The following is a 22,359-nucleotide window of genomic DNA, read 5'->3' on the forward strand; positions in this document are numbered from 1 at the left end:
TTATCTCGGCTGCGCTGTCATTTGAAAACCGAATGTGACGTGATCCTGCACCGGAATCCAAGCCCCGATTCCTTGCGAAGTCACATTTTTGACGACAAGTTTCCGCTTGCTGCCTTTCAGCACCAAATACACTTCACCGTATGTTACTTTTCCTTTTTCATTAACGGCCGGAGCGTAGGCGTGCAGGTAGCCGAGCCGCTGCGGAGAAATTTTGTAGGTTTGATCGCGTTTTGTGCCTGCGCCGATAACCGTTTCAAACGCGAGCGGCAGTTTTGTTTTCTTCATCGCTTTTTGCATCATCATGCTTTTTACGTCTTCTGCGTTCGGCACCTTCGCTGTGAGCCCGCCTTTGATTTTGTATTGCTGTTCTTGGGCGTATGAGATAACCGCGGTTTGCTGCCCGCCCCGGTTATCCGCTCTGTTCGTGTTGATTTTTTTATATTCCCAGTTGGCGACCGTTTCGTTCGATTGATAGCCGAGCGCCCATTTCCCGAGAAATATTGTCGCCCGGTATCCGATGGCAAGCGGTGAACCGGAAACCGAGGATTCATTCAGCATCTTTATCAGATGCGGATTTTCGATGTTGATCTCGGATGTATCTAACAATTCCTTCGCCAGTTTGCTCGGCTGAAGCATCGGCTGATCCTGTGAAGCATTCGGATACGTATTTTCCTTTGAAATGCTTACGACAGAGTTGGGAACTTTAAACGGTTTTTTTGCATCGGCAGACGGCGTTGCGAAAAAACTAAAGGATAACAGCAGAATCAGTGTGGCATGAAACAGCTTTCTCATCATATCACTCTTTCTATAGCATTTTCCTTTAGTCTTTTCCTCCGCAATCGTTGTTATCCGCATTTTTTACAGGTTAAAGCAGGAAAAAACCGATCGCCATGATGACATAAGCGGCAAGGAGCGTAGCCCCCTCAAACCAGTTCGAATCACCGTCATTTGAAATCATCGTCATCAAAAGGACGGATGATATCATCGCGACAAGCTCGGGCAATGTGAATACAAGCGGCATATTGACCGGAAAAAAGATGGAACAGATCACAAGAACCGGAGCCACAAACATGGCGATCTGCAAAGTCGAGCCTACCGCGATTTCAACGGCGACATCCATCTTGTCTTTGTACGCCATAATAATCGCCGACGCATGCTCTGCGGCATTTCCGACGATTGCGACGATAATCACTCCGATAAACAGCTCGCTCCAGCCGAACTGTTCAGCCACCGCATGAAACGTATGGACAAGGTTTTCAGATATGTAGGCGACGATAATGGTTGAAATAAATAAGACGGCTGTCGCTCTTTTCCCCGACCATTCAGGCTGCTCCTCTTCTTCCTTTGCCTCCGGCTGGTTCGGCTGATAAACACCGCGGTGGGTGACGAGCTTGAAATAAAGAGCCGCCACGTACAAAAGGATCATGATGATGCTGATGCCGACACTCAAATCAAGCTTGTTTTTTTCCCCCATATCCATGGAAAACACTTCGGGAATGACAAAAGCAACGATAATGGCAAAAATCAGCAGGCCGGAATTATGCCGGGCATCATGAATATTGAATTCCTGCCGCTTGTATTTCAAACCGCCGATAAAAAACGACAATCCCGCGACGAGCAGAAGATTGCCGAGCACCGAACCGGTCAGTGAAGCAAGCACGATGCCCGTCAGCCCTTCTTTTAAGGCAAAAAGCGATATAATCAGCTCTACCGCATTGCCGAACGTGGCATTCAGTAGACCGCCGATCCGCGGTCCCGCGATAATGGCAAGAGATTCAGTCGCTCTCCCCATATAACTTGCAAGCGCAATAATCGTCAAGCAATAAATAATAAACAAAACCGCTGACGGCCAGTGCATCAGGCCGCCGATGACTGAAAGCGGCACTCCCGCCGCAGCCGTAAAGAAAAAAATCCGATTCATATCTGCCTGGCTCCTTTTTTCGAATGAGTCTTTTATATCCTTCTCAAAAACTCCCTCAATTACACTTCCGCGGCAGCCCGAATTGGCATTTTCAGGTTGCCGGACGCGACAAATCCGTGTACGATCAAGAAAGAGACTGAAGAAGGAGATTTACGCGATGTCACGACTGTACTTCTTTATTTTGGTTCTGCTTGTTTCCATCTCCGGATTTTCCCAAGGCATGCTTCTGCCGGTGATCTCCGTCATTTTTGAAACGAACGGGGAATCAGCCGCTATAAACGGACTTCACGCAACCGGCCTTTATATCGGTGTGCTCCTGGCGTCGCCGTTTATGGAGGCCCCGCTGCGCAAGCTCGGATTCAAACCTCTGATGGTCATGGGCGGATTTCTTGTTATCATCAGCTTATTCAGTTTTATTTGGCTTCAATCCATATGGTTATGGTTTTTTCTTCGGCTCTTTATCGGAATCGGGGATCATATGCTGCATTTTTCAACCCAAACGTGGGTGACGTCAAAGTCAACGCCCCGAAACAGAGGAAGAAACATTTCGCTGTACGGACTGTCCTTCGGGCTTGGATTCGCTGTCGGCCCGTTCATGGTCCCTCTTGTGAAAACAAGTCCGTCCCTTCCGTTTATCGTATCCGGCTGTATCAGTCTTGCCGCCTGGCTGTTTGTATTTGTCTTACGTAATGAGTACCCGGCGCAAGGTCCTGATGAAACATCCGGGGACAACAGCGCAAAACGGTTTTACCGCGCCCTTCTTTTCGGCTGGGTCGCTTTTCTCCCGGCTTTCGGGTACGGTTTTTTAGAAACGGCGCTGAACGGAAGCTTTCCCGTGTACGCCCTGCGTTTAGGCATATCCGTCGATGCCGTCGCGCTGATATTGCCCGCTTTTGCCATCGGAAGTATTGTATTCCAGTTCCCTCTCGGTTTATTAAGCGATCGATTCGGGAGAAAACGTGTCCTGCTCGTCATCTTATTAACGGGTGCCCTTTGCTTTTTGACGGCCGGACTGTTTCCGTCGCCTTCTGTCATCGGCTGCTGCTTTTTCACGGCGGGAATGGCGGTCGGCAGTATGTTTTCTCTCGGCATCAGCTATATGAGCGACCTGCTGCCGTCCCATCTGCTGCCGGCGGGCAATCTGCTCTGCGGCATTTCCTTCAGCCTCGGCAGCATGATCGGCCCGGTGGCGGGCGGCTGGTATATGCAGCGGTTTGAAAGCGCCAATTTGTTTTACTTTATTACGGTGATTCTGGTCTGTATTTGGCTTGCGCTCGTCTTCGGGAAAACAAAGCACAGTCCCGCATCCGAATCTCATTCTTTTCCGGCCTCATAAAAAAGCCGCCTGATCTAAGTCAGGCGGCTTCTTTCTAGTGATATCCGTTCTGCCCGTTAGCGCTTCCGCTTGTTTTATTCTTCGGGCCGTTTTTTGAGTTTTGTTTATTATGGCTTCCGCCTTTTTTCGTATGCTTGGTCATAGCCGATTCCCTCCGTTTTTCAGCTTGAACGTCATCCGTTCCTCTATAGCTTGCTCCCGCGGTACGGATTTTCATCAGGAAGCTTTTTACGTTTATGTAAAAGCGCGTTGATTTCTCCTCCTAAAATCAGCAGTGTTCCCGTAAGATAAAACCAGATCATAAGGACGATAATTCCCCCGATGCTCCCGTATGTGGCGCTGTAGTTGGCAAAGGTGCCGACGTAAAATGAGAACAGCATACTGACGATAATCCACCCGGCTGCCGCAAATACGGCTCCCGGCAGGACAAAACGGAGGGAAAGCCTTTTATTCGGCGCGAAAATGTAAAGCGCGGTAAACACGATTAACAGGATAAGCGGACTGATACCCCAGCGGACAACCGACCACACCTGCAAAAACAGGCCGGAAGCGCCGATGAAATCTGCGGCCAGCATTCCGATTTCTCTGCCGAACACCGGCAGAAGCAGTGCGATTAAAATCGTAACCACCATCGCGATGGTTAAAAAAATTGAGGTCAGGCGAATGATGATAAATGAGCGGTTTTCCTCGACTTCGTAGGCATGGTTAAATGCTCTGACAATCGCGTTCATACCATTCGAAGCCGACCAGATGACGGCGATAATCCCGAATGACAAAAGCCCGCCGCTGCGCTTGTTCAGCGTTTGCTCCGTTATGGATTTCACCATGGACATGGCGCTGTCGGGCGCGTATTGATCGACCGCCCCGAGCACGTCTTCTGCCGATATGGGAAGATAGGCGGTGAGCGTCAGCATGAAAATCATCAACGGAAACAATGACAGCAGGAAAAAATACGCCAGCTCCGCCGATTTACTTTGTCCTTCATGCAGAGAAAACCTTGCAAACAGCTCTTTTATAAAACCCATGACATCCCACCTCAATGATCGTTTTTCGAAAAATGCTCCTTCGTTTCTTTTAACAGGTCAATGACCTGCGGCGTCGTCTGCTTCAGCTTGGTGATCTGCCCGTTTAAAAAACTCAGATCTTCCGATACGTTATTGGCGATGATTTTCACTTGAACCAGTTTTGCAGAAGCCTGCTGTTTCAGGGCTTCAGGATGTTTTCGGTAAAATGCCGCACGGCGCCTGCAGGCGTCCATGTTCCGGAAACATCCCTCTCTCGTCGGCTTATGTAATAAGGACAGTGCTCCGCCGGCGGCAGCGCCGATCAGAATCGCTTTTGCCATGATACGTGTCTGCTTCATCGGTCAATCCCCCTTATAAATGATGGTCTTTCTTTATTGTCTCCAGCAAATGACGGCACCCGGATTCGACCAAAGCGTACACCTCGCTGAAGTTCCCGGTATAATACGGATCGGGCACGTCCGCAAGGTCCGACTCCGGTACATAATCAAGCAGCCTTGCAATACGCGGCGCCGCTTTTTTATAACCGGCCATGCTGCGCAGATGTCCGATATTTTCTGCATCCATCGCGATGACGTAATCAAAATCGGTCAGATCAGACTCACGGACCTGCCTCGCCGTGATGCCGCTTGCGCTGATCCCTTTCTTCTTTAGGATCTCCTTTGTCCCTTCATGCGGCGGATTTCCCGCATGCCAGGCGCCGATTCCCGCTGAATCAATGTTAATCTGCCCGTTCAGCCCGTTTTTCTTCACCATATCAGAAAATACCGCCTCTGCCATAGGCGACCGGCAAATATTTCCCAGACAGACAAACAGCACATGTATCATATCAATAACCTCCCTATTCTTTCCCCGCATTTTGAGGATCAAAAACCTTATCATCATATTAGCAACTTTTCTGCGGCTGTGGAAATAAGCTTTTATTCTAAATGAATTCTGTTAGAATAAAGGATACGAAAACGGTCATGAAAGGATGCATGAATTTGCCGAGCCAACAAACAGAAACGTTAAACAAAATGATTGAAGACATTTCGCAAAAGCTCAACATGCTCAATGTCGGTGTCATCAGAGCGGAAGATTTCAGTGATGAAAAAATAGAAGATCTTACATACCTCCATCAAATGGTCATGAAAAAAGCATCATTCAGCCCGAGTGAAATGCAGGCCATTGCCGAGGAGCTCGCCTCTCTCAGAAAATAAACCCATGTCCGACCTGCCGAAAAACGGCGGGTCTTTTTTGATTTAAAAAAGTAAAAAATAAAAATTCATCGGTTTGACACATTTAAAAAGAAGGAGTATAGTAACTGAGAACTTGGTAGAACGATATACTAAATGAGCGGGCCGCTTATCTTTTTTTATTTAGTAGAACGATGTACTCGTTGTGATATCAGCGTTATTCAAGTTTGTCTCTGCAGCCGTTTTATCAAACCAGTTTTCAAAGAAAGGCAGTGGTTCAATAAAGGGGAATGGTGCTGCGCTTTTATCAATTTAAAAAATAATTTAATTCTTTATTAACCGCATTAGGGGATGTCATCATGAAAAACATATACACCAAAATGGCAGCGGGTCTTTATATTAACTATTTCCTGCTGGGCATGATCAATATTATTATCGCATCCAATATGGAGGCATTATCAAAACAGCTTCATACATCCGCAGCCGGGGTCAGCTATTTGGTCTCCGCCATCGGGATCGGGAAGCTGATTTCGCTTCTGTTTGCCGGGAAGCTTTCGGATACATTCGGGAGACGGCCGTTTATCGTGTCGGGCGCCTTTCTGTATCTGATTTTCCTAATCGGAATTCCGCTTTCGACAAACTATATGGCCGCGTTTATCTTCGCCATTTTCGCCGGGATCGCCAATTCCTTTTTGGATTCCGGGACATATCCGGCGCTTATTGAAGGATTTCCGAAAAACGCAAGCTCTGCAACCGTGTTAATCAAAGCGTTTGTATCCATCGGCGCGACGGTGCTTCCGTTTTTTATCGCGTTTATTGCGGACAGGCATTTGTTTTACGGCTGGACGTTTTTCGTACCGGGCATTATTTTCTTCCTGAACGGCTTTTTCCTGTTAAAAGTTCCGTTTCCGAATCATAAGCAAAAAGAAGACGGCGGCCGGACGGAAGCCTCCCCGTCTGATGACGCGTTCACATCACAGCCGTCGATATGGCGCGAAGGCCTTGCGATCATTCTGTTAGGCTTTTCATCAACGGCGCTGTTTATGCTCGTTCAAGTATGGCTTCCTAAGTTCGGGCAAACCGTTTTGGGCATGCCTGAGGTGCAGGCCGTCAAATTGTTGAGCTATTACAGCATCGGTGCGCTTGTGTCCGTATTATTGCTGGCCGTGCTGTTAAACAGAGTGATTCAGCCGATTACGGTAATGGTGCTGTACCCTGTGATCGCGGCAATTGCGCTGCTTGCTCTGATTTTCATTCATCAGCCGGCCGTATCAGTCATCAGCTCCTTTGTCATCGGACTTTCAACTGCGGGCATTCTGCAATTGGCGATGACGGTTATGGCTGTTTTATTCCCTAAAAATAAAGGTACGATCACATCTTTTGTTAATATAGCATCAAGCTTATCTTTTATTGTCATTCCGCTTGTAACGGGAGCGATATCCAAAGCGGCCGGCCTGACGCCTGTTTTTCTGCTTGATATCGGAATTGCGGCCGTCAGCGCCCTTCTCGCATTGTTTATCGGAATCCGCTTTAAGCAAGTGATGAAAGCCTGACTATTTTTTAAGGGAGAGGATTTATCATGCAATCTATCACGATCAGAAACACGGTCATCGGCGAAGGGCTTCCGAAGATCATTGTGCCGCTGATGGCGGCCGGAGAGAAAGAACTGCTCGAAGAAATTGAAGCCGTCAACACGCTTCGCCCGGATATCATTGAGTGGCGGGCGGATGTGTACGAGCATGTTGACAGCCTGGACGCCGTAAAAGGCATGCTTGAAAAGCTGCGGAAGGCCGCAGGCGCAACACCGCTGCTTTTCACATTCAGAACTCATAAAGAAGGCGGAAATAAAGTTATTGATGACCGCTTTTACATTGAATTGCTTAAAGCCGCCATCGAAACAAAACAAATTGACCTTGTGGACGTTGAGTTGTTTACGGGAGAAGCGGAAGTCAAATCAATTGTGAAAACCGCTGAAGACAACGGCGTATATGTCGTCATGTCCAATCATGATTTTCATCAGACACCGAAAAAAGAAGAAATCATTTCCCGGCTGCGGAACATGCAGGCGTACGGCGCGCACATTCCGAAAATCGCGGTGATGCCGCAAAGCACTGAAGATGTTTTCGTCTTATTGGATGCCACTCACACGATGAAAACACAATACGCAGACCGGCCGATCATCACAATGTCAATGGCGGGGACAGGCCTGATCAGCCGCCTGGCCGGCGAAGTCTTCGGCTCAGCGTGCACGTTCGGAGCGGGCAAAGAAGCATCAGCGCCCGGACAGATTCCCGTTGAGGAATTGCGCAGCGTACTCAGCATTTTAAATAAACATATGTAATCAGCGTTTTTCTGCCCTCAAAGCGGGATGAAAAACAATTGAATGGACTAACGGAGGAATACATCATGAAGAAAGAATTAGGACGGATTAACGGAAAAACTCAGCTTATCGGATTATTCGCGACACCGATCGGACACTCTTTATCTCCGGCGATGCACAACCTGGCGTTTAAAAAATTAGGATTGAACTACGCTTACCTCGCGTTTGAAGTCGGCAATGAACAGCTGGAAGATGTGGTAACGGGAATGCGCGCCTTAAACGTCAGAGGATTCAATGTCTCGATGCCGAACAAGATGAACATTCTCCCTTACCTCGATGAACTCGCGGATTCAGCGAAATTCACCGGCGCGGTGAATACAGTCGTTAATGAAAATGGCAAACTGATCGGACACTCCACTGACGGTATGGGATACGTCCGCAACTTAAAAGAACACGGCATCAATATCACAGGCAAAAAAATGACGCTGGTCGGTTCCGGCGGGGCCGCCACTCCGATAGCGATTCAATCCGCATTGGAAGGCCTCGGAGAAATCTCTATTTTCGCCCGCAATGACGCGTTTTTCGAAAAAGCGGAAGAAAACGTCCGCATCATCAATGAAGAAATGAAGGGATCTTCTTGCAAAGCGAAAGTCTTCCCGCTCGAAGATCAAGATGCGCTGCGTGCTGAAATCGCTTCAAGCGATATTTTCACAAACGGAACGGGTGTCGGTATGAAACCGCTTGAAGGCTTGAGCGTCATTGAAGATACATCCATGCTCCGTCCTGATTTGATTGTGACAGACGTCGTTTACAACCCCGTGACGTCGAAATTGCTTGAACAAGCTCAAGCGGCCGGCTGCAACACCATTAACGGCCTCGGCATGATGCTTTGGCAGGGCGCCATGGCCTTTGAATATTGGACAGGCCGTGAAATGCCGGTTCAGTATATTAAAGAGCAAATGTTTGAATAACCTATTGTGACAGAAGCGCCGAAGGACAATCCGTCTTCCGGCGCTTTATCATTTTCTCCCCCTCTCTCTTTCTTCTCAGCCGCCAAAACGCTTATAATGGATGTAACGAATAAAAACCAAGTGAGGAATGCGACGTATGAAACAGCAAAAAAAACGCCGGGTGACATTGCAGCAGGTCGCTGAGCATGCCGGCGTCTCAACATCCACCGCTTCATTAATCGTTCGCAATAATCCGCGAATTTCCGAAGCGACCCGTGAGAAAGTGCTGCAATCCATGCGGGAGCTGGGGTACGTATATGATCGGGTTGCCGCGAATTTACGATCACAGACGTCTACAACGGTAGGTTTGATTATTACTGACATTTCCAATACGTTTTTCTCAGAGTTTCTGATCGGCGTTCAGAATACGCTTGAGGAAGTCGGATTAACGGTGCTGTTAGGCACGACATTTGATTCCGTCGCGAAGCAGGAGCAGCTGATCTCGACCATGCTGGAGCACAGGGTCGGCGGATTGATTTTGTGTCCGGTTTCAGGTACGGCTGAGGAAACCCTTTCCCGCCTTGAGCAGCTTGACATTCCGGTCGTGCTCGCCGTCAGGGAGATTGCCGATGCCGACTGTGATTTTGTCGGAGCCGATTATGAGGAAGGCACCTATAAGGCAGTGCGTCATTTCATTGAGAAAGGCCATCAGGAGATTGCGTTTCTGGGCGGCGTGAAGCACTCATCAACATGGACGAAACGTATGAAAGGGTTTAAAAAAGCGCTCCGTGAAGCGGATCTGGAAGTAAGAAATGACTATGTCATTGACAGCGCGCCGACCCGCGAAGCAGGCTGTGAAGCCGTGACGGAGCTCCTCCGCCGGTCTGAGCGCCCGACCGCGATTTTCTGCTTCAGTGATTTGGTCGCGTTCGGCGTCATGCAAGGGATCAGAAAAGCCGGGCTCATTCCGGGCGAAGATATTGACATTGTCGGCTTTGATAACGTGCCGGAAGCTGAAATTTCTTATCCCCCGCTTACAACCGTTTCTTCCTTTCCGCGGCAGTCGGGAAAAGAAGCGGCTCAATTGCTGCATCATAAAATCACCAATTCCCAGCACAAAAAACAACGCATTATTCTGGCGCCTGAGCTGGTCATCCGGGAATCTTCACAAAAAAAGCGGAACGCCTGATACGGCGCTCCGCTTTTATATTACGCAAGCAGTTTTAATGATTCGCGGTTGAATGCCGGAATGTCATCCGGTGTGCGGCTTGTGACCAGCTGGTTCTGACAGACGACAACTTCTTCATCCACAACATTCGCGCCCGCGTTTTCCATGTCGATTCGGATTGAAGTAAACCCTGTCGCTTTGCGCCCGTCCAATGCTTTCGCGTTGATGAGAAGCTGAGGTCCGTGGCAGATGGCGAACACCGGTTTTTTATCATCCATAAACGCTTTGGCAAATTGGACGAAACGGTCATCCGCACGCAGCATGTCAGGAGAGAATCCGCCCGGGATCAGCAATGCGTCAAAGTCTTTCGGATTCACATCATCGATGGACGCGTCCACTTTCACTTCCGCTTCCCCTTGTTTGCCTTTGACTGTTTTTCCTTTTTCCTGTTCAATTACGGTTAATTCATGACCTGCATCTTTAAAAGCTTTCGCAGGTTCAGTATACTCGACATCCTCAAAATAATCCGTTAATACAACTGCAATTTTTTTACCCATAGTTACTACCTCCTGCTTGATGAAGTCTACATAAATCTATGTACCCCAGCCACACTAACATCAAACATAGGTAACGCGTTTGCGGCTCATCCGTTTTACATAGGTCATTATCCTCATTTTTCATCTTTTTACAAGAATCATCATGAAATCTATATGAACTTTCACAAAATATTCTTACAATGGTACTGCATGACAAAATTTGTTGAAAGGTGGAGAACAGGTGAGAATACAGAAAAGACGATGCAGCGTCAATATGACACTCCGTATTCTGCTGCCCCTAGTTATGATACTTAGTCTAATCCTCCCAACATCACCCATTAAAGCAGAAGAAAACAAATCCTCCAGTGTGAATCTCAGCATTTTAGCCACAACTGACGTTCACGCTAACATGATGGACTACGATTACTACAGCGACAAACCGACAACGGAATTCGGGCTGGCCAGAACGGCTCAGCTTATTGAGAAGCACAGGCGCGAAAACCCGAATACACTGCTTGTCGATAACGGAGACCTGATTCAGGGGAATCCCCTCGGAGAATACGCCGTAAAATATGAGAAAAATGATATCATTTCAGGCGCAAAGACCCATCCGATCATTGAAGTGATGAACAGTCTGCATTATGACGCAGGAACACTCGGCAATCATGAATTTAATTACGGGCTTGAATTTCTGGACGGGACAATCAAAGGCGCTGATTATCCGATCGTTAATGCCAATGTGAAAACATTAAGCGGCGAAAACCGTTATACGCCTTATGTCATAAAAGACAAAACCGTCATGGATGAAAACGGCAGCAAGCATCAGATAAAAGTCGGCTACATCGGCTTTGTTCCTCCCCAAATCATGACGTGGGATAAGAAAAATCTCGAAGGCCGCGTTCAGGTCGAAGACATTGTGGAATCCGCAAAGAAAACCGTTCCGAAAATGAAAGCTGAAGGAGCCGATATCGTCATCGCCCTCGCCCACAGCGGCATCGAAAAAAAAGCGCAGTCTTCCGGAGCGGAAAATGCCGTTTTTGACCTGGCAACGAAAGTCAGCGGAATTGACGCGATCGTATCCGGCCATCAGCACGGGCTTTTCCCTGATGCCGAATACAAAGGCGCTGATCAATTCGACGTCGATAAAGGCACGATTAACGGCATCCCCGTTGTCATGTCAGGCAGCTGGGGCAAATATGCGGGCGTCATCGACCTCCGGCTTGAAAAAACAGACAGCGCGTGGCATGTGGAAGATGCAAAAGGCAGCATCGAGCCGATTGCCGGCAATGTGACGTCGGAAAACGAAACCGTCGTCAATACCGTCAAAAAAGCGCACGAAGGCACTTTGAAATACATCAGAGAACCCGTCGGCCAGACAAAAGCCGATATCAACAGTTTCTTCGCCCAAGTCAAAGATGATCCGTCCATTCAAATCGTAACGGATGCGCAAAAATGGTACGCCGAAAATAAGATGAAGGATACGGAATACAAAGATCTGCCTATCCTCTCGGCGGGCGCCCCGTTTAAAGCCGGCGGGCGGAACGGCTCAAATTACTATACAAACATTTCCGCTGGCGACCTCGCCATCAAAAACATCGGCGATTTGTACCTGTATGACAACACGGTTCAGATTGTCAAGCTGAACGGAAGCGAAGTGAAGGACTGGCTCGAAATGTCCGCGGGGCAATTTAATCAGATCGATCAGGCTAAAGGCGGCAGCCAAGCGCTTTTAAATGACGCCTACCGCTCATACAATTTTGATGTCATTGACGGTGTCACCTATCAGGTCGATGTCACAAAACCGGCGAAATACAACGCAAACGGAACAGTCATTCATCCCGATGCAAGCCGGATCGTCAACCTTTCTTATCAAGGAAAGCCCGTCAGCGCCAAGCAGGAATTTCTGATCGTCACAAATAATTACCGCGCTTCAGGCGGCGGAGGATTCCCTCACTTAAGCAATGATAAAATCGTATACTCTTCTGCCGATGAGAACAGGCAGGTCTTAATGGATTACATCATCCAGCAGAAAACGATTAATCCGCAGGCTGATCATAACTGGTCCATCCTTCCGGTCAAAGGGACAAACCTGACATTTGAATCTTCCTTGGCCGCAAAGCCGTTTGCCGACCGCGCAGATGACGTCGCCTATATCGGTGAATCACAAAACGCGGGCTACGGACAGTACAAGCTCCAATTCAAAGATGATGAACCGGGCACAGATCCGCCGAAAGATGATGCATGGAAACTCACCGTTATGCATACAAACGACACGCACGCCCATCTTGATAACGCGGCGAGGCGGATGACGAAAATCAAAGAAATCAGAAGCGAAACCGACCGCAGCATTTTACTGGATGCGGGAGACGTTTTCTCAGGCGATCTCTATTTCACAAAGTGGCAGGGGCTGGCTGATTTAAAATTGATGAACAGCATGGGCTACGACGCAATGACCTTCGGAAATCATGAGTTTGATAAAGGTCCGGGTGCTCTCGCCAGCTTCTTGAGCGGTAACGGGAGCGCGTCTGACCCGTCCGGGAAATACAATTTTCAAGCACCTGACTTTCCGCTCGTCAGCTCAAATGTCGATGTTTCCAAAGAGTCAAAACTCAGACCATTCATGAAAAAAGCAGACACATTTACGGCAGGGAAAAAGAAAAAAGCAGGCATCTATCCATACATTCTGCTTGATGTAAACGGAGAAAAAGTCGCCGTATTCGGCTTAACGACAGAAGATACGTCCGTCACATCAAGCCCGGGAAAAAGCATTGTCTTTCATGATGCCTTCCAATCCGCACAAGATACGGTAAAAGAAATACAGAACAAGGAACATGTCAATAAAATTATCGCCCTGACCCATATCGGGCATCAGCGTGATCTCGATCTTGCCAAAAAAGTAAAAGGCATCGACTTAATCGTCGGCGGACATACGCATACGCTTGTAGATAAAATGGAAATTGTTAAAGACGAAGAGCCGACCATCGTCGCCCAAGCGAAAGAATACGGCGAATATTTAGGCCGTGTCGATGTCGCATTTGACAAGAACGGCGTCGTTCTGCCGGAACAATCCTCTCTTCAAGCGCTGCCGGTGAACGAGCAGACGAAAGAAGACCCGGATCTGAAAAAAGAGCTTGATCCGTTTAAAAAAGAGCTCGTCTCAGTCAAAAATGAAAAAGTCGGCTCAACGAAGGTCGCACTTGACGGCCAGCGCGAGCATGTCCGCTCCAAAGAAACCAATCTCGGAAACTTCATCGCGGACGGCATGCTGCAAAAAGCGAAGGAAGCAGCCGGCGCCCAAATCGCGATCACAAACGGGGGCGGCATCCGCGCGGGCATTGATAAAGGAGATATCACACTCGGCGATGTGCTGAATGTGATGCCGTTCGGCAACACGCTTTACGTCGCGGATTTAACCGGCAAACAGATCAAACAAGCCTTGGAACAAGGGTTAAGCGGAATTGAGGCTCAAGGCGGCGCCTTCCCTCAAGTTGCCGGTTTAACATACACGTTTACACTGAATAAAAAGCCGGGACACCGCGTTCTTCAAGCTGCGGCCGTACAGGATGACGGCAGCGTAAAGCCGATTTCTGATAAGAAGACATACAGAGTCGCCACCAGTAACTTTGTCGGTGAAGGCGGAGACGGATATTCCGTCTTTAACAAAGCGTCCCATAAAGAAGACCTTGGCTTTGTCGACTATGAGGTCTTCACCGAGCAGCTTGAAAAAGCGGGAAAAGCGGTGGAACCGAAAGTTGACGGCCGCGCGCAGGAAGTGTACCTGCCGACGAAACAAAAAAACGGTTCGTGGACGCTTGAAGATGACAGCGCATTTGCCGTCTATGCCAAAAACGCCAACACGCCGATCGTGTATTACGATAAGAATGACGGCGCCAAAAAGCCGATTGATCTCAGCGTGACCAAAAAACAAATCGGCCTGTTAAAGGACAGAACATCGGATTCTTCCCTTACGATCCTGCATGACAAGTTCAGCATGAAAATGCCGATGGCAAACGCTGCTTCAGCTGATACACGATTCGGCGTGACGCCGAAAGGAAAAGTAAGCGGGGCGCTTTCAAATGTATACGACTTTACAATGAAGCAGAAAAACAAAGACATCAAAACATTCAAAGCGCCGGTAAAGCTCACCCTGCGCATTGAGAATACGAAAAAGGCGAAACAGCCGGGCATTTACCATGTAGACCGGAAAAAGAACGCCTATACAAAAACAGACAACGGTTCGGTTTCACACGATCTCGTCACGGGTTATACAAATCATTTCAGTGAATACACCATATTAAACGCAAACACGAAGAGCGCGCCGCCGACAAGCGGAGACCACGGCTCCGGAAAGCAGCCAAGCGGACAAAAACCGTCATCCGGCCCTGCACAGGACGGAGTATCGCCGGGCGGCCTGCTTCCTGATACGGCCACGACGATGTATTCCATCCTTCTTGCCGGGTTTCTCATCAGCGCGCTCGGAACGGCACTGTATCTGCATCAAAGAAGAAAAGCAAAAAAAGTGAACGAAGCATAAAAAGACCGCTTTTATCGGGCGGTTCATCCCAAGAGCTCTCCTGATCTGATTTCAGGGGAGCTTTTTCTCTCGGTCCCCCTCTGAGTCGACAGCCGTACGGCCGAGTGATAAAATATGACCGTTATTCGCGAAAGACTGCATCCGCATCGTTTAACACTTCACGGCAGGGCCTCTCTTTCATACGGCGCCGCCTGTTTGGAGGACTTTTTTTGAAGATTACAGGAAACAAACGAAACCGCATGTCTTACAAGAAAAAGCTGTTTTACGTGATAACAGCGCTCTGTTTTATCAGCTCGCTCATTTTCGTCACTCACAACGCTTCTTTTTATGAGCGGCCGATTGCCAAAGTGACGAAAACAACATTGGAACATCAGTCTGACGTACAGGACATGCATAAAAACAAAGATAAGATTTTCAATCAGACGATCACTGCCAGACTTGAAAACGGCAGTCAGAAAGGACAGCTCATTCATTTGTCCAATCAGTATTCATCATCCGGAGCGAATGATCAGAAATATTCGATTGGCGATGAAGTATTCGTTTCTATTGATAAAGGGAAATCATCAAACAAGGATATATCGGGAAGCATTATAGATAAAAAACGGGATAAACAGCTTTTGCTGATCGCTTGGGTTTTCATCTTCACCTTGCTTATCGTCGGCAAAAAACAAGGCTTCTTTTCGATCGTCAGCCTGGTGTTTAACGCCGTTTTACTGTCGTTTGCATTAGATTTGTACAGGAAGCATCCTAATATAGGGTTAATTTTCATCTGCGGTATCTGTATTCTCATTTTTACTGTCATCTCATTGCTGCTTGTCAGCGGTTTTCACGCGAAAACATACGCCGCCATTGCCGCGACGCTCGCAGGCACTTTCGTTTCCCTGCTGATTACGTATCTGGTGATGCTGGCAACCGGAGAGAAAGGCCTCAGATATGAGGAAATGCAGTATTTAACCCGCCCTTATCACACGGTGTTTATGGCCGGGGTATTTATCGGCTCACTGGGAGCGGTCATGGATGTAGCCATTACCATGACGTCATCTGTCTTCGGATTATATGAAGAAAACAAGGGTATCTCATTACAAGCTCTCAGACGTTCCGGGATGGAGATCGGAAAAGACATCATGGGGGCGATGACCAATATTCTGTTTTTTGCTTATATAAGCGGCTCTATTCCGATGATGCTTTTGTATTTGAAAAATGATTCCCCGATAGGATTCACTCTTTCTATGAACATTTCCTTGGAAATAGCCAGAGCATTGGCCGGAGGGATCGGAATCGTATTAGCCATACCCGCCAGTCTGTATGCTTCTATCTTTTTTATTAAACGAAAGAAGGCAAGCTCATGAATGTCATCGTAATTCTCGCGGCGATTTTATTTCTATTGATGGTCATCATCGGCGGAAAAAAAGGAGCGAGGTCTTTTATTGCGTTATTCTTAAATTTCGGCGTTCTCTTTCTCACCATCATTTTCATGACAGACCCGCATATCAATCCGATTGTTTTAACATTGCTCTCTTCCGCCGTGATCTGCAGCATTACTCTTTTTTATATTAATGGAGGAAACGTCAAAACCGTAACGGCCTTTATTTCTGCAATGCTGACGATTGCATTGCTGCTGTTTTTTATTATGTCTGTAACAAAACATACTTCGATTCAGGGATTCGGTGAAGAAGAATTGGGTGATATCGGCATATTCACACTGTTTGTCGGGGTGGATTTTGTGAAGGTTACCGCAGCCATGATCATCATGGGTACGATAGGGGCGATTACAGATGTCGCGATTTCCATTACTTCACCCATGCGGGAAATTTACAGTCATAATCCGTCCATGAGCAGAAAAGATCTGTACACATTCGGATTAAGCATCGGGAGAGATATTTTAGGAACGAATACGAATACGTTATTCTTTGCTTTTTTCGGCAGCTATTTGGCTTTAATTATCTGGTTTAAAGACTTATCATACTCAGCTGAAAAAATAGTGAACTCAAAAGTATTCAGTGCGGAAGCCGTCACCATTCTTTGTGCCGGAATCGGGATCGGCATCATCATTCCCGTTACGTCCTGGATCACCGCCTGTTTTTTAGCAAAACCAAATAAACGTTAAAAGCTGCCGGGACACGCCCGGCAGCTTTTTTTATCTTATACCCACTTTACAACGTCTTTTGAGGCAGATCTTGTTTTGGGGCGCGGATCTCTGACACGGTAGCCGAATGCGGCCATGACAGAGATGTCGAAACTTCCGTTTTCCAGAAGCCCTTCTTCTTCAAGAATCCGGTGAATTTCTTTGTAGTTGAAGCCTTCTACAGGGCAGGAATCGATTCCGATCTGCGCAGCGGCTGTCATCATATTGCCGAGGGCGATGTAAGTCTGTTTGGATGCCCAGTCAAACAGTGCGCGATCTGATTCAAGCAGATTGAAATCATTTTTCTGGAAGTCTTCCGTTTTGCTGATATAGCCTTCATACATATCTTCCGGCATTTTTTTGACTTCCCGCAGGTGGTTTTTGACATAGTCGGCGTCAAAACGGATATCCTTTGCCGTCCGGGCAAGCAGAAGTACGAAATGGCTTGCGGTCGGCAGCTGCTTTTGCGCGCCCCATGTGAACTCGCGGAGTTTTTCACGAAGCTCCGGATTTTGAACGACGACAAATTTCCAAGGCTCCAAACCGAGTGAGCTTGGCGATAATCTTCCCGTTTCTAAAATGAATTCAAAATCGCTTTCTGAAATTTTTTTCTCAGGATCAAATTCCTTTGTGGCGTGTCTGAATTGATACGCTTCGATGATCTGCTGTTTTTTATCTGACATTCATGATCTCTCCTTTTCAATCGTTATGTACTATTGTAGCCATTATTTTTGAAAGTACCAGTACGCACATTTTTGTTGGATAGTATTCATTTTGATACTGACAAAAAAAACGGGCTGCCGCGGCAGTCCGTTTTTATTTTTCTCTTCTCGCAAAGTCGACGAAACGGAATTTATCGAGCCTGTGCCGGCTTTCCGTGTACTGAAAGAGGCTGGTATCCTCCAAAAAGACGCGGTTTTTCACGACCGCCATATGGCTGAATCCGCCGAGATCCAAATACTTCCGGTCCTCTTCCCCCGCCGGCTCCACGACAATTTCCTTTTGCGCGTAGCTGATGGACAAGCCGAGCTCTCCTTCGAGATACTCATAGATCGAATCTTCACAAATCGCCTTCGTCAATAGAGGCACGTGTTTTTTCACAAAGTAATCCTTGTCCAAAATAATATGTTCTCCGTCAATCCGTCTTGATCTGATGACTTCCCACACCTTTTCATCCGCTTCTGTACCAAGCTCTTTTGCAGCTTCTGAGGGAGGCAGGATCAGCCCGAGACGGTGAACCGTCGTTCTCGTCTCTTTTCCAAGCGTTTCCGAAAGCTCTTTGAAGCTGATCAGGCCTGAGACGGGAAAACGCATTTTTTCTCTGTCTAATATGACGGAGCCTTTGCCTTTGATTTTCTGGATGTAGCCGTTTTGCGCCAGCATATTGAGCGCTTTGCGGACGGTTTCTCGTGATGTGCCGTATTGATCGCACAAATCATTTTCAGACGGAAGAACGTCTTCAGCCTTCCGCTGGCCGCTTTCGATCTGCCGCACCATATCTTTATAGATTGTGATGTATTTATTCACTTTCATTTGACCACCCAGATTAGTGTATCACGCTTTTGTCAGATGATAAACGATCGATTCATACGGACGGAGCGTCAATCGTTCCGGCCGCCCTTCCCTCGGTTCATCATTCGTCAGCAGCACCGTAAACCGCCAGCCGTCCGTGTCTTTAAGCGGAACCGTAAAGTCCGCTTCTTTCCCGTAGAAATTGTTGATGCACAGCAGTTTTTCATCCTTGCCGTGTCTGACGTACGCCAGAACTGCCGGATCGTCTTCAGCGAGCAGCTCAAACGTTCCTTCAGTCACGATGTCATATTCCTTTCTGAGCTTGATGAGCTTCTGATAATGGTAGAAAATTGAATCCGGGTCCCGCAAAGCCGCTTCCGCGTTAATGTCCCGATAATCATCCGCCGACGGAATCCAAGGCGTGCCCGTCGTGAAACCGCCGTGCGGCCCGCTGTTCCACTGAATGGGGGTTCTTGCATTGTCTCTTGATTTCTCTTTTAAAATGGCAATAATATCTTTTTCGGGCACGCCCTCTTCCTTCATCTTTTTGTACATGTTCAATGATTCGACATCGCGGTATGAGCCGATGTCATCGAACTTCGGATTGCCCATGCCGATCTCCTCACCTTGATAAATGTAAGGCGTGCCCTGCATCATATGAATGGCCGCCGCCAGCATTTTGGCTGATTTCATCCGGTACACGCCGTCGTCTCCGTATCTGGATACGGCCCGCGGCTGGTCATGGTTGCACCAGAATAATGCGTTCCAGCCTCCGCCTTTTTGCATCTCCGTCTGCCAAAACGCTAAAATCCGTTTCAGCTTCAGAAAATCAAACGGAGCGAGCGCCCATTTTTCACCATTCGGATAATCCACTTTTAAATGATGAAAGTTAAAAGTCATATCGAGTTCTTTATTCTCAGGGTTTGTGTACCGGATGCAGTGGTCAGCCGTTGTCGAGGACATTTCCCCGACCGTCATGCTGTCATATTTCGAAAACACTTCCCGGTTCATCTCATGAAGAAATTCGTGCACGCGCGGCCCGTCCGTATAATAAGGGCGCCCGTCACGCCCATCCTCGGCATCAGGAAACGATTGGTCTTTAGAAATGAGATTGATCACATCCAGCCGGAAGCCGTCGATCCCTTTCCGGAACCAAAAATGCATCATGTCGTAGACCTTTTTTCTCATCTCTTCATTTTCCCAGTTCAAATCGGCCTGCGACACATCAAATAAATGCAGATAGTGCTGGCCTGACGCCGGGTCGAGCTCCCAAGCGGAACCGCCGAATTTTGATTCCCAGTTGTTCGGCGCCCGGCCGTCTTCCTTTCCGTCTTTCCAAATGTAAAAATCCCGATACGGACTGTCGGGTGACGAGACCGCTTCTTTGAACCACCGATGCTCGACTGATGTATGGTTTACGACAAGATCCATGACGACCTTGATTCCTCTTTTGTGCGCTTCATCGAGAAGGCGTTCAAAATCCTCCATCGTTCCGTATTCTTCATAAATGGTGCAGTAATCGCGAATGTCATAACCGTTGTCATTCTGCGGCGAATCGTAAATCGGCGTAAGCCAAATGACATCAATCAAAAGCTTCTGCAAATAATCAAGCTTCTCGATAATGCCGTTCAGATCACCGATCCCGTTTCCCGTCGTATCATTAAAGCTCTTCGGATAAATTTGATATACCGCTGCCTTTTTCCACCATGGTGTGCTGTCTGTTTTCATTTTTCTTCACCGCCTGTAATGTTTTGAATTGAAAGGGAAAAGGGACAGCCTGATAGAAGGCGCCCCGCAGGTTTTCTATTTTTGCCGTTTCAGCCGCGCATACCCGTATGTTCCCGCAAACGGGAGAATCAGCACGATCAGCATTCCGATCGCAAACGGACCCCAGTGCTGACTCATAATGGAGAAGATCCCCGGCACGCCGCCGACTCCGACCGAGCTTGCGAGAACGCCTTTGACGGAGATGAACATCCCCGCGATTCCCGAGCTGATCATGGCGATCACAAACGGAAATTTGTAACGCAGATTCACGCCGAAAATCGCCGGTTCGGTAATGCCCAAATATGCGGAAATGCCGGCCGTCAGTGAAAGCCCCCGCTGTTTTTTATCTTTTGTAATCAGCATCATGGCCAAAGCCGCCGATCCTTGAGCGATATTTGACAATGCGAGCATCGGCCATAAAAATGTGCCGCCGAGCTTTGAGCCGATTAATTGAAGATCGACTGCAAGAAACGTATGGTGCATCCCCGTAATCACAAGCGCCGAATACAGCCCTCCGTACAGCAGGCCTCCGATGGCGGAGAATTGGCCGAAAACGGCAATCAATCCCGCCGTCAGCGCGTTACCGATCGCAAAGGTGATCGGACCGATGATGACAAAGGATAGAAAACCGATGACCAAAAGCGTCACCGGCGCGACGACCAACAGCTGAATGCCCTCCGGCGTCCGTTTCGTCAAAAAGAGCTCAAGCCTGGCAAGTAAATAAGACGCCAGCAGAATCGGGAGCACCTGACCTTGATACCCGACTTTCTGCACCTCAAGGCCGAACAGGTTCCACACCGGAATATCGCCGCTCTGCTCGGCAGCCCCGTAGCCCCATGCGTTTAACAGATCAGGATGCACCAGCATCAGCCCGAGCACGATGCCTAAAAGCGGGCTTCCTCCGAACCGCTTCACTGCCGACCAGCCGATTAAAGCCGGCAGAAAAGCGAAAGCCGTCCCCGCGATCAGATTAATCATATTGGCGAGATCCGCCCATTGCGGATACACTTGGACAATCGATTTGGCGCTGTAGAAAATGCCTTCCGCCGTTAAGATATTGTTCAGACCCATTAAAAGTCCGGCCGTGACGATCGCCGGCAAGATCGGAATAAAGATGTCTGCAAGCGTTTTCACAGCAAGCTGTAAAGGATTCATGTTTTGCGCCGCCGCCTTCTTCACGTCATCCTTGGACGCTTCACCCATCCCCGTTTCCTTCACTAATTCAGCATATACTTTGTTGACCGTCCCCTGCCCGATCACGACTTGAAACTGCCCGTTTACCGCAAAAGATCCTTTGACAATGTCTATTGCATCAAGCATTTTTTGGTTTACTTTGGTTTCATCTATTAATGCAAACCGCAAACGCGTCACACAATGAGTCGCCGCCTCAATATTTTCGATTCCGCCGACAGCTTCAGCGATCTGCCGCGCAGCCCGGTTAAACTCACCCATGCCAACCCCTCCGTAACCGTTTTCATTTTGTCTCACAAACTTGTATATACATGTTTATGACTCTATTGTAATGATGTATAAACATGTCGTCAATCTATTTTTATAGCGCTTTCATCACAAATATACTGCGAAAGACCCTGAAACAAAAAAAGCCCCGCCGGAACCGGGCCTTGACTTCTTGTTTTATCGGGAACATGTCCGGGCGGAATTCACAACAGGAGCACAAAAAGCATACAGTACTGTACAACTAAGTTAAAGAGGTGTGAAGAGATGCCATCCACTGTTATCAACCTGTACTATTTGAAGATTAACAGTATTTCTGGCAACGGATCTATTACGATTGGGGAAGCGGCATACAACAGTCCCACCACAAATAACAAATCACAAGGACTGAACTCTTCATTCGGCGATACGTCACCTATAGAATCGATGATGGAGAACTTGTTAAATGATCCTGATGTCAACGACCAGACAGCCATCGGAACCGCAGATACCGCAAATATTACGCCGGTGCCGCCCATTATAGATTAAAGGGGTTTTT

At 47.9% G+C, this 22,359-nt stretch carries 20 protein-coding genes; 10 read left to right on the plus strand and 10 right to left on the minus strand.

The genetic code is table 11. From position 1 onward, the window contains the following. Together SB847_RS19350 and cax are read right to left on the minus strand one after the other, a co-directional pair. Window positions 1-795, minus strand: a complete 795-nt coding sequence (locus SB847_RS19350) for a YfkD famly protein (protein WP_087920754.1) — start codon at window positions 793-795, stop codon at window positions 1-3. A gap of 70 nt (window positions 796-865) precedes the next feature. Then, window positions 866-1,921, minus strand: a complete 1,056-nt coding sequence (gene cax, locus SB847_RS19355; RefSeq protein WP_007408511.1) for a calcium/proton exchanger — start codon at window positions 1,919-1,921, stop codon at window positions 866-868. 148 nt (window positions 1,922-2,069) lie between these two features. Between cax and SB847_RS19360 the strand changes: the two genes are divergently transcribed. Continuing rightward, entirely contained in the window at window positions 2,070-3,257 is a 1,188-nt protein-coding gene (locus SB847_RS19360) for an MFS transporter (protein WP_486304250.1), read from the plus strand. A 185-nt stretch (window positions 3,258-3,442) separates the two neighbouring features. Here the strand turns inward: SB847_RS19360 and SB847_RS19365 are convergent, their stop codons facing one another. Genes SB847_RS19365 through SB847_RS19375 form a run of 3 tightly spaced genes read right to left on the minus strand, consistent with a single transcriptional unit; the run spans window position 3,443 to window position 5,107 of the window. Beyond that, window positions 3,443-4,282 (minus strand): YihY family inner membrane protein, encoded by an 840-nt coding sequence (locus tag SB847_RS19365; protein WP_032872320.1) that lies wholly within the window; start codon window positions 4,280-4,282, stop codon window positions 3,443-3,445. Window positions 4,283-4,293: 11 nt separating this feature from the next. Further along, window positions 4,294-4,620, minus strand: a complete 327-nt coding sequence (locus SB847_RS19370) for a hypothetical protein (protein ID WP_410564830.1) — start codon at window positions 4,618-4,620, stop codon at window positions 4,294-4,296. Between the two features lie 13 nt (window positions 4,621-4,633). Then, window positions 4,634-5,107, minus strand: a complete 474-nt coding sequence (locus SB847_RS19375) for a low molecular weight protein-tyrosine-phosphatase (protein WP_012117078.1) — start codon at window positions 5,105-5,107, stop codon at window positions 4,634-4,636. A 155-nt stretch (window positions 5,108-5,262) separates the two neighbouring features. Here SB847_RS19375 and SB847_RS19380 point away from each other — a divergent pair, with 155 nt between their 5' ends. From SB847_RS19380 to SB847_RS19400, 5 genes are all read left to right on the plus strand, one after another. Then, on the plus strand, window positions 5,263-5,478 hold the full coding sequence (locus SB847_RS19380) for a DUF1128 domain-containing protein (protein WP_003155571.1): 216 nt from the start codon (window positions 5,263-5,265) through the stop codon (window positions 5,476-5,478). 335 nt (window positions 5,479-5,813) lie between these two features. Then, on the plus strand, window positions 5,814-7,007 hold the full coding sequence (locus SB847_RS19385; protein ID WP_326151105.1) for an MFS transporter: 1,194 nt from the start codon (window positions 5,814-5,816) through the stop codon (window positions 7,005-7,007). Between the two features lie 26 nt (window positions 7,008-7,033). After that, window positions 7,034-7,795, plus strand: coding sequence for a type I 3-dehydroquinate dehydratase (gene aroD / locus SB847_RS19390; protein ID WP_410564833.1), 762 nt, complete (start codon window positions 7,034-7,036; stop codon window positions 7,793-7,795). A gap of 65 nt (window positions 7,796-7,860) precedes the next feature. Next, a complete protein-coding gene (locus SB847_RS19395) occupies window positions 7,861-8,745 on the plus strand; it encodes a shikimate dehydrogenase (protein WP_032872314.1) in 885 nt (294 codons plus the stop codon). A 136-nt stretch (window positions 8,746-8,881) separates the two neighbouring features. Continuing rightward, window positions 8,882-9,913: a LacI family DNA-binding transcriptional regulator gene (locus tag SB847_RS19400; protein ID WP_326151107.1), complete on the plus strand. Its 1,032-nt coding sequence runs from the start codon at window positions 8,882-8,884 to the stop codon at window positions 9,911-9,913. 20 nt (window positions 9,914-9,933) lie between these two features. Here the strand turns inward: SB847_RS19400 and SB847_RS19405 are convergent, their stop codons facing one another. Then, a complete protein-coding gene (locus SB847_RS19405) occupies window positions 9,934-10,449 on the minus strand; it encodes a type 1 glutamine amidotransferase domain-containing protein (protein WP_003155578.1) in 516 nt (171 codons plus the stop codon). A 220-nt stretch (window positions 10,450-10,669) separates the two neighbouring features. On the opposite strand from SB847_RS19405, the gene SB847_RS19410 reads away from it, so the two are divergent. The 3 genes from SB847_RS19410 to SB847_RS19420 all read left to right on the plus strand — a co-directional run bounded on the left by SB847_RS19410 (window position 10,670) and on the right by SB847_RS19420 (window position 17,069). Continuing rightward, window positions 10,670-14,962 (plus strand): multifunctional 2',3'-cyclic-nucleotide 2'-phosphodiesterase/3'-nucleotidase/5'-nucleotidase, encoded by a 4,293-nt coding sequence (locus tag SB847_RS19410; protein WP_410564837.1) that lies wholly within the window; start codon window positions 10,670-10,672, stop codon window positions 14,960-14,962. A gap of 209 nt (window positions 14,963-15,171) precedes the next feature. Beyond that, the gene (locus SB847_RS19415) at window positions 15,172-16,311 is read left to right on the plus strand and encodes a YibE/F family protein (RefSeq protein ID WP_410564839.1); all 1,140 of its coding nucleotides are present in this window, start codon (window positions 15,172-15,174) and stop codon (window positions 16,309-16,311) included. Further along, window positions 16,308-17,069: a YibE/F family protein gene (locus tag SB847_RS19420; protein ID WP_021493875.1), complete on the plus strand. Its 762-nt coding sequence runs from the start codon at window positions 16,308-16,310 to the stop codon at window positions 17,067-17,069. Before SB847_RS19415 ends, SB847_RS19420 begins: the two co-directional genes overlap by 4 nt. 35 nt (window positions 17,070-17,104) lie before the next feature. Here SB847_RS19420 and SB847_RS19425 read toward each other — a convergent pair whose 3' ends face one another. The 4 genes from SB847_RS19425 to treP all read right to left on the minus strand — a co-directional run bounded on the left by SB847_RS19425 (window position 17,105) and on the right by treP (window position 21,818). After that, entirely contained in the window at window positions 17,105-17,770 is a 666-nt protein-coding gene (locus tag SB847_RS19425; RefSeq protein ID WP_029974056.1) for an NAD(P)H-dependent oxidoreductase, read from the minus strand. A 133-nt stretch (window positions 17,771-17,903) separates the two neighbouring features. Continuing rightward, window positions 17,904-18,620, minus strand: coding sequence for a trehalose operon repressor (treR, locus tag SB847_RS19430; protein ID WP_410564841.1), 717 nt, complete (start codon window positions 18,618-18,620; stop codon window positions 17,904-17,906). A 21-nt stretch (window positions 18,621-18,641) separates the two neighbouring features. Next, entirely contained in the window at window positions 18,642-20,327 is a 1,686-nt protein-coding gene (gene treC, locus SB847_RS19435; protein WP_410564843.1) for an alpha,alpha-phosphotrehalase, read from the minus strand. A gap of 75 nt (window positions 20,328-20,402) precedes the next feature. Continuing rightward, window positions 20,403-21,818, minus strand: a complete 1,416-nt coding sequence (gene treP, locus SB847_RS19440; RefSeq protein ID WP_410564845.1) for a PTS system trehalose-specific EIIBC component — start codon at window positions 21,816-21,818, stop codon at window positions 20,403-20,405. Between the two features lie 270 nt (window positions 21,819-22,088). Between treP and SB847_RS19445 the strand changes: the two genes are divergently transcribed. Continuing rightward, the gene (locus SB847_RS19445; RefSeq protein ID WP_007408496.1) at window positions 22,089-22,349 is read left to right on the plus strand and encodes a spore germination protein; all 261 of its coding nucleotides are present in this window, start codon (window positions 22,089-22,091) and stop codon (window positions 22,347-22,349) included. The last annotated feature ends 10 nt before the right edge of the window (window positions 22,350-22,359 follow it).

Origin of the sequence: Bacillus sp. SIMBA_026, from assembly GCF_046535335.1 — a bacterium.
Lineage (GTDB): Bacteria > Bacillota > Bacilli > Bacillales > Bacillaceae > Bacillus > Bacillus velezensis.

Bases quoted from the DNA above. Each gene is read 5' to 3' on its own strand.
- aroD (WP_410564833.1), top strand. From the start codon at position 7,034: ATGCAATCTATCACGATCAGAAACACGGTCATCGGCGAAGGGCTTCCG.
- SB847_RS19375 (WP_012117078.1), bottom strand. From the start codon at position 5,107: ATGATACATGTGCTGTTTGTCTGTCTGGGAAATATTTGCCGGTCGCCT.
- SB847_RS19365 (WP_032872320.1), bottom strand. From the start codon at position 4,282: ATGGGTTTTATAAAAGAGCTGTTTGCAAGGTTTTCTCTGCATGAAGGA.
- treP (WP_410564845.1), bottom strand. From the start codon at position 21,818: ATGGGTGAGTTTAACCGGGCTGCGCGGCAGATCGCTGAAGCTGTCGGC.
- SB847_RS19445 (WP_007408496.1), top strand. From the start codon at position 22,089: ATGCCATCCACTGTTATCAACCTGTACTATTTGAAGATTAACAGTATT.
- SB847_RS19405 (WP_003155578.1), bottom strand. From the start codon at position 10,449: ATGGGTAAAAAAATTGCAGTTGTATTAACGGATTATTTTGAGGATGTC.
- treR (WP_410564841.1), bottom strand. From the start codon at position 18,620: ATGAAAGTGAATAAATACATCACAATCTATAAAGATATGGTGCGGCAG.
- SB847_RS19370 (WP_410564830.1), bottom strand. From the start codon at position 4,620: ATGAAGCAGACACGTATCATGGCAAAAGCGATTCTGATCGGCGCTGCC.
- treC (WP_410564843.1), bottom strand. From the start codon at position 20,327: ATGAAAACAGACAGCACACCATGGTGGAAAAAGGCAGCGGTATATCAA.
- SB847_RS19385 (WP_326151105.1), top strand. From the start codon at position 5,814: ATGAAAAACATATACACCAAAATGGCAGCGGGTCTTTATATTAACTAT.
- SB847_RS19400 (WP_326151107.1), top strand. From the start codon at position 8,882: ATGAAACAGCAAAAAAAACGCCGGGTGACATTGCAGCAGGTCGCTGAG.
- SB847_RS19350 (WP_087920754.1), bottom strand. From the start codon at position 795: ATGATGAGAAAGCTGTTTCATGCCACACTGATTCTGCTGTTATCCTTT.
- SB847_RS19425 (WP_029974056.1), bottom strand. From the start codon at position 17,770: ATGTCAGATAAAAAACAGCAGATCATCGAAGCGTATCAATTCAGACAC.
- SB847_RS19395 (WP_032872314.1), top strand. From the start codon at position 7,861: ATGAAGAAAGAATTAGGACGGATTAACGGAAAAACTCAGCTTATCGGA.
- SB847_RS19420 (WP_021493875.1), top strand. From the start codon at position 16,308: ATGAATGTCATCGTAATTCTCGCGGCGATTTTATTTCTATTGATGGTC.
- cax (WP_007408511.1), bottom strand. From the start codon at position 1,921: ATGAATCGGATTTTTTTCTTTACGGCTGCGGCGGGAGTGCCGCTTTCA.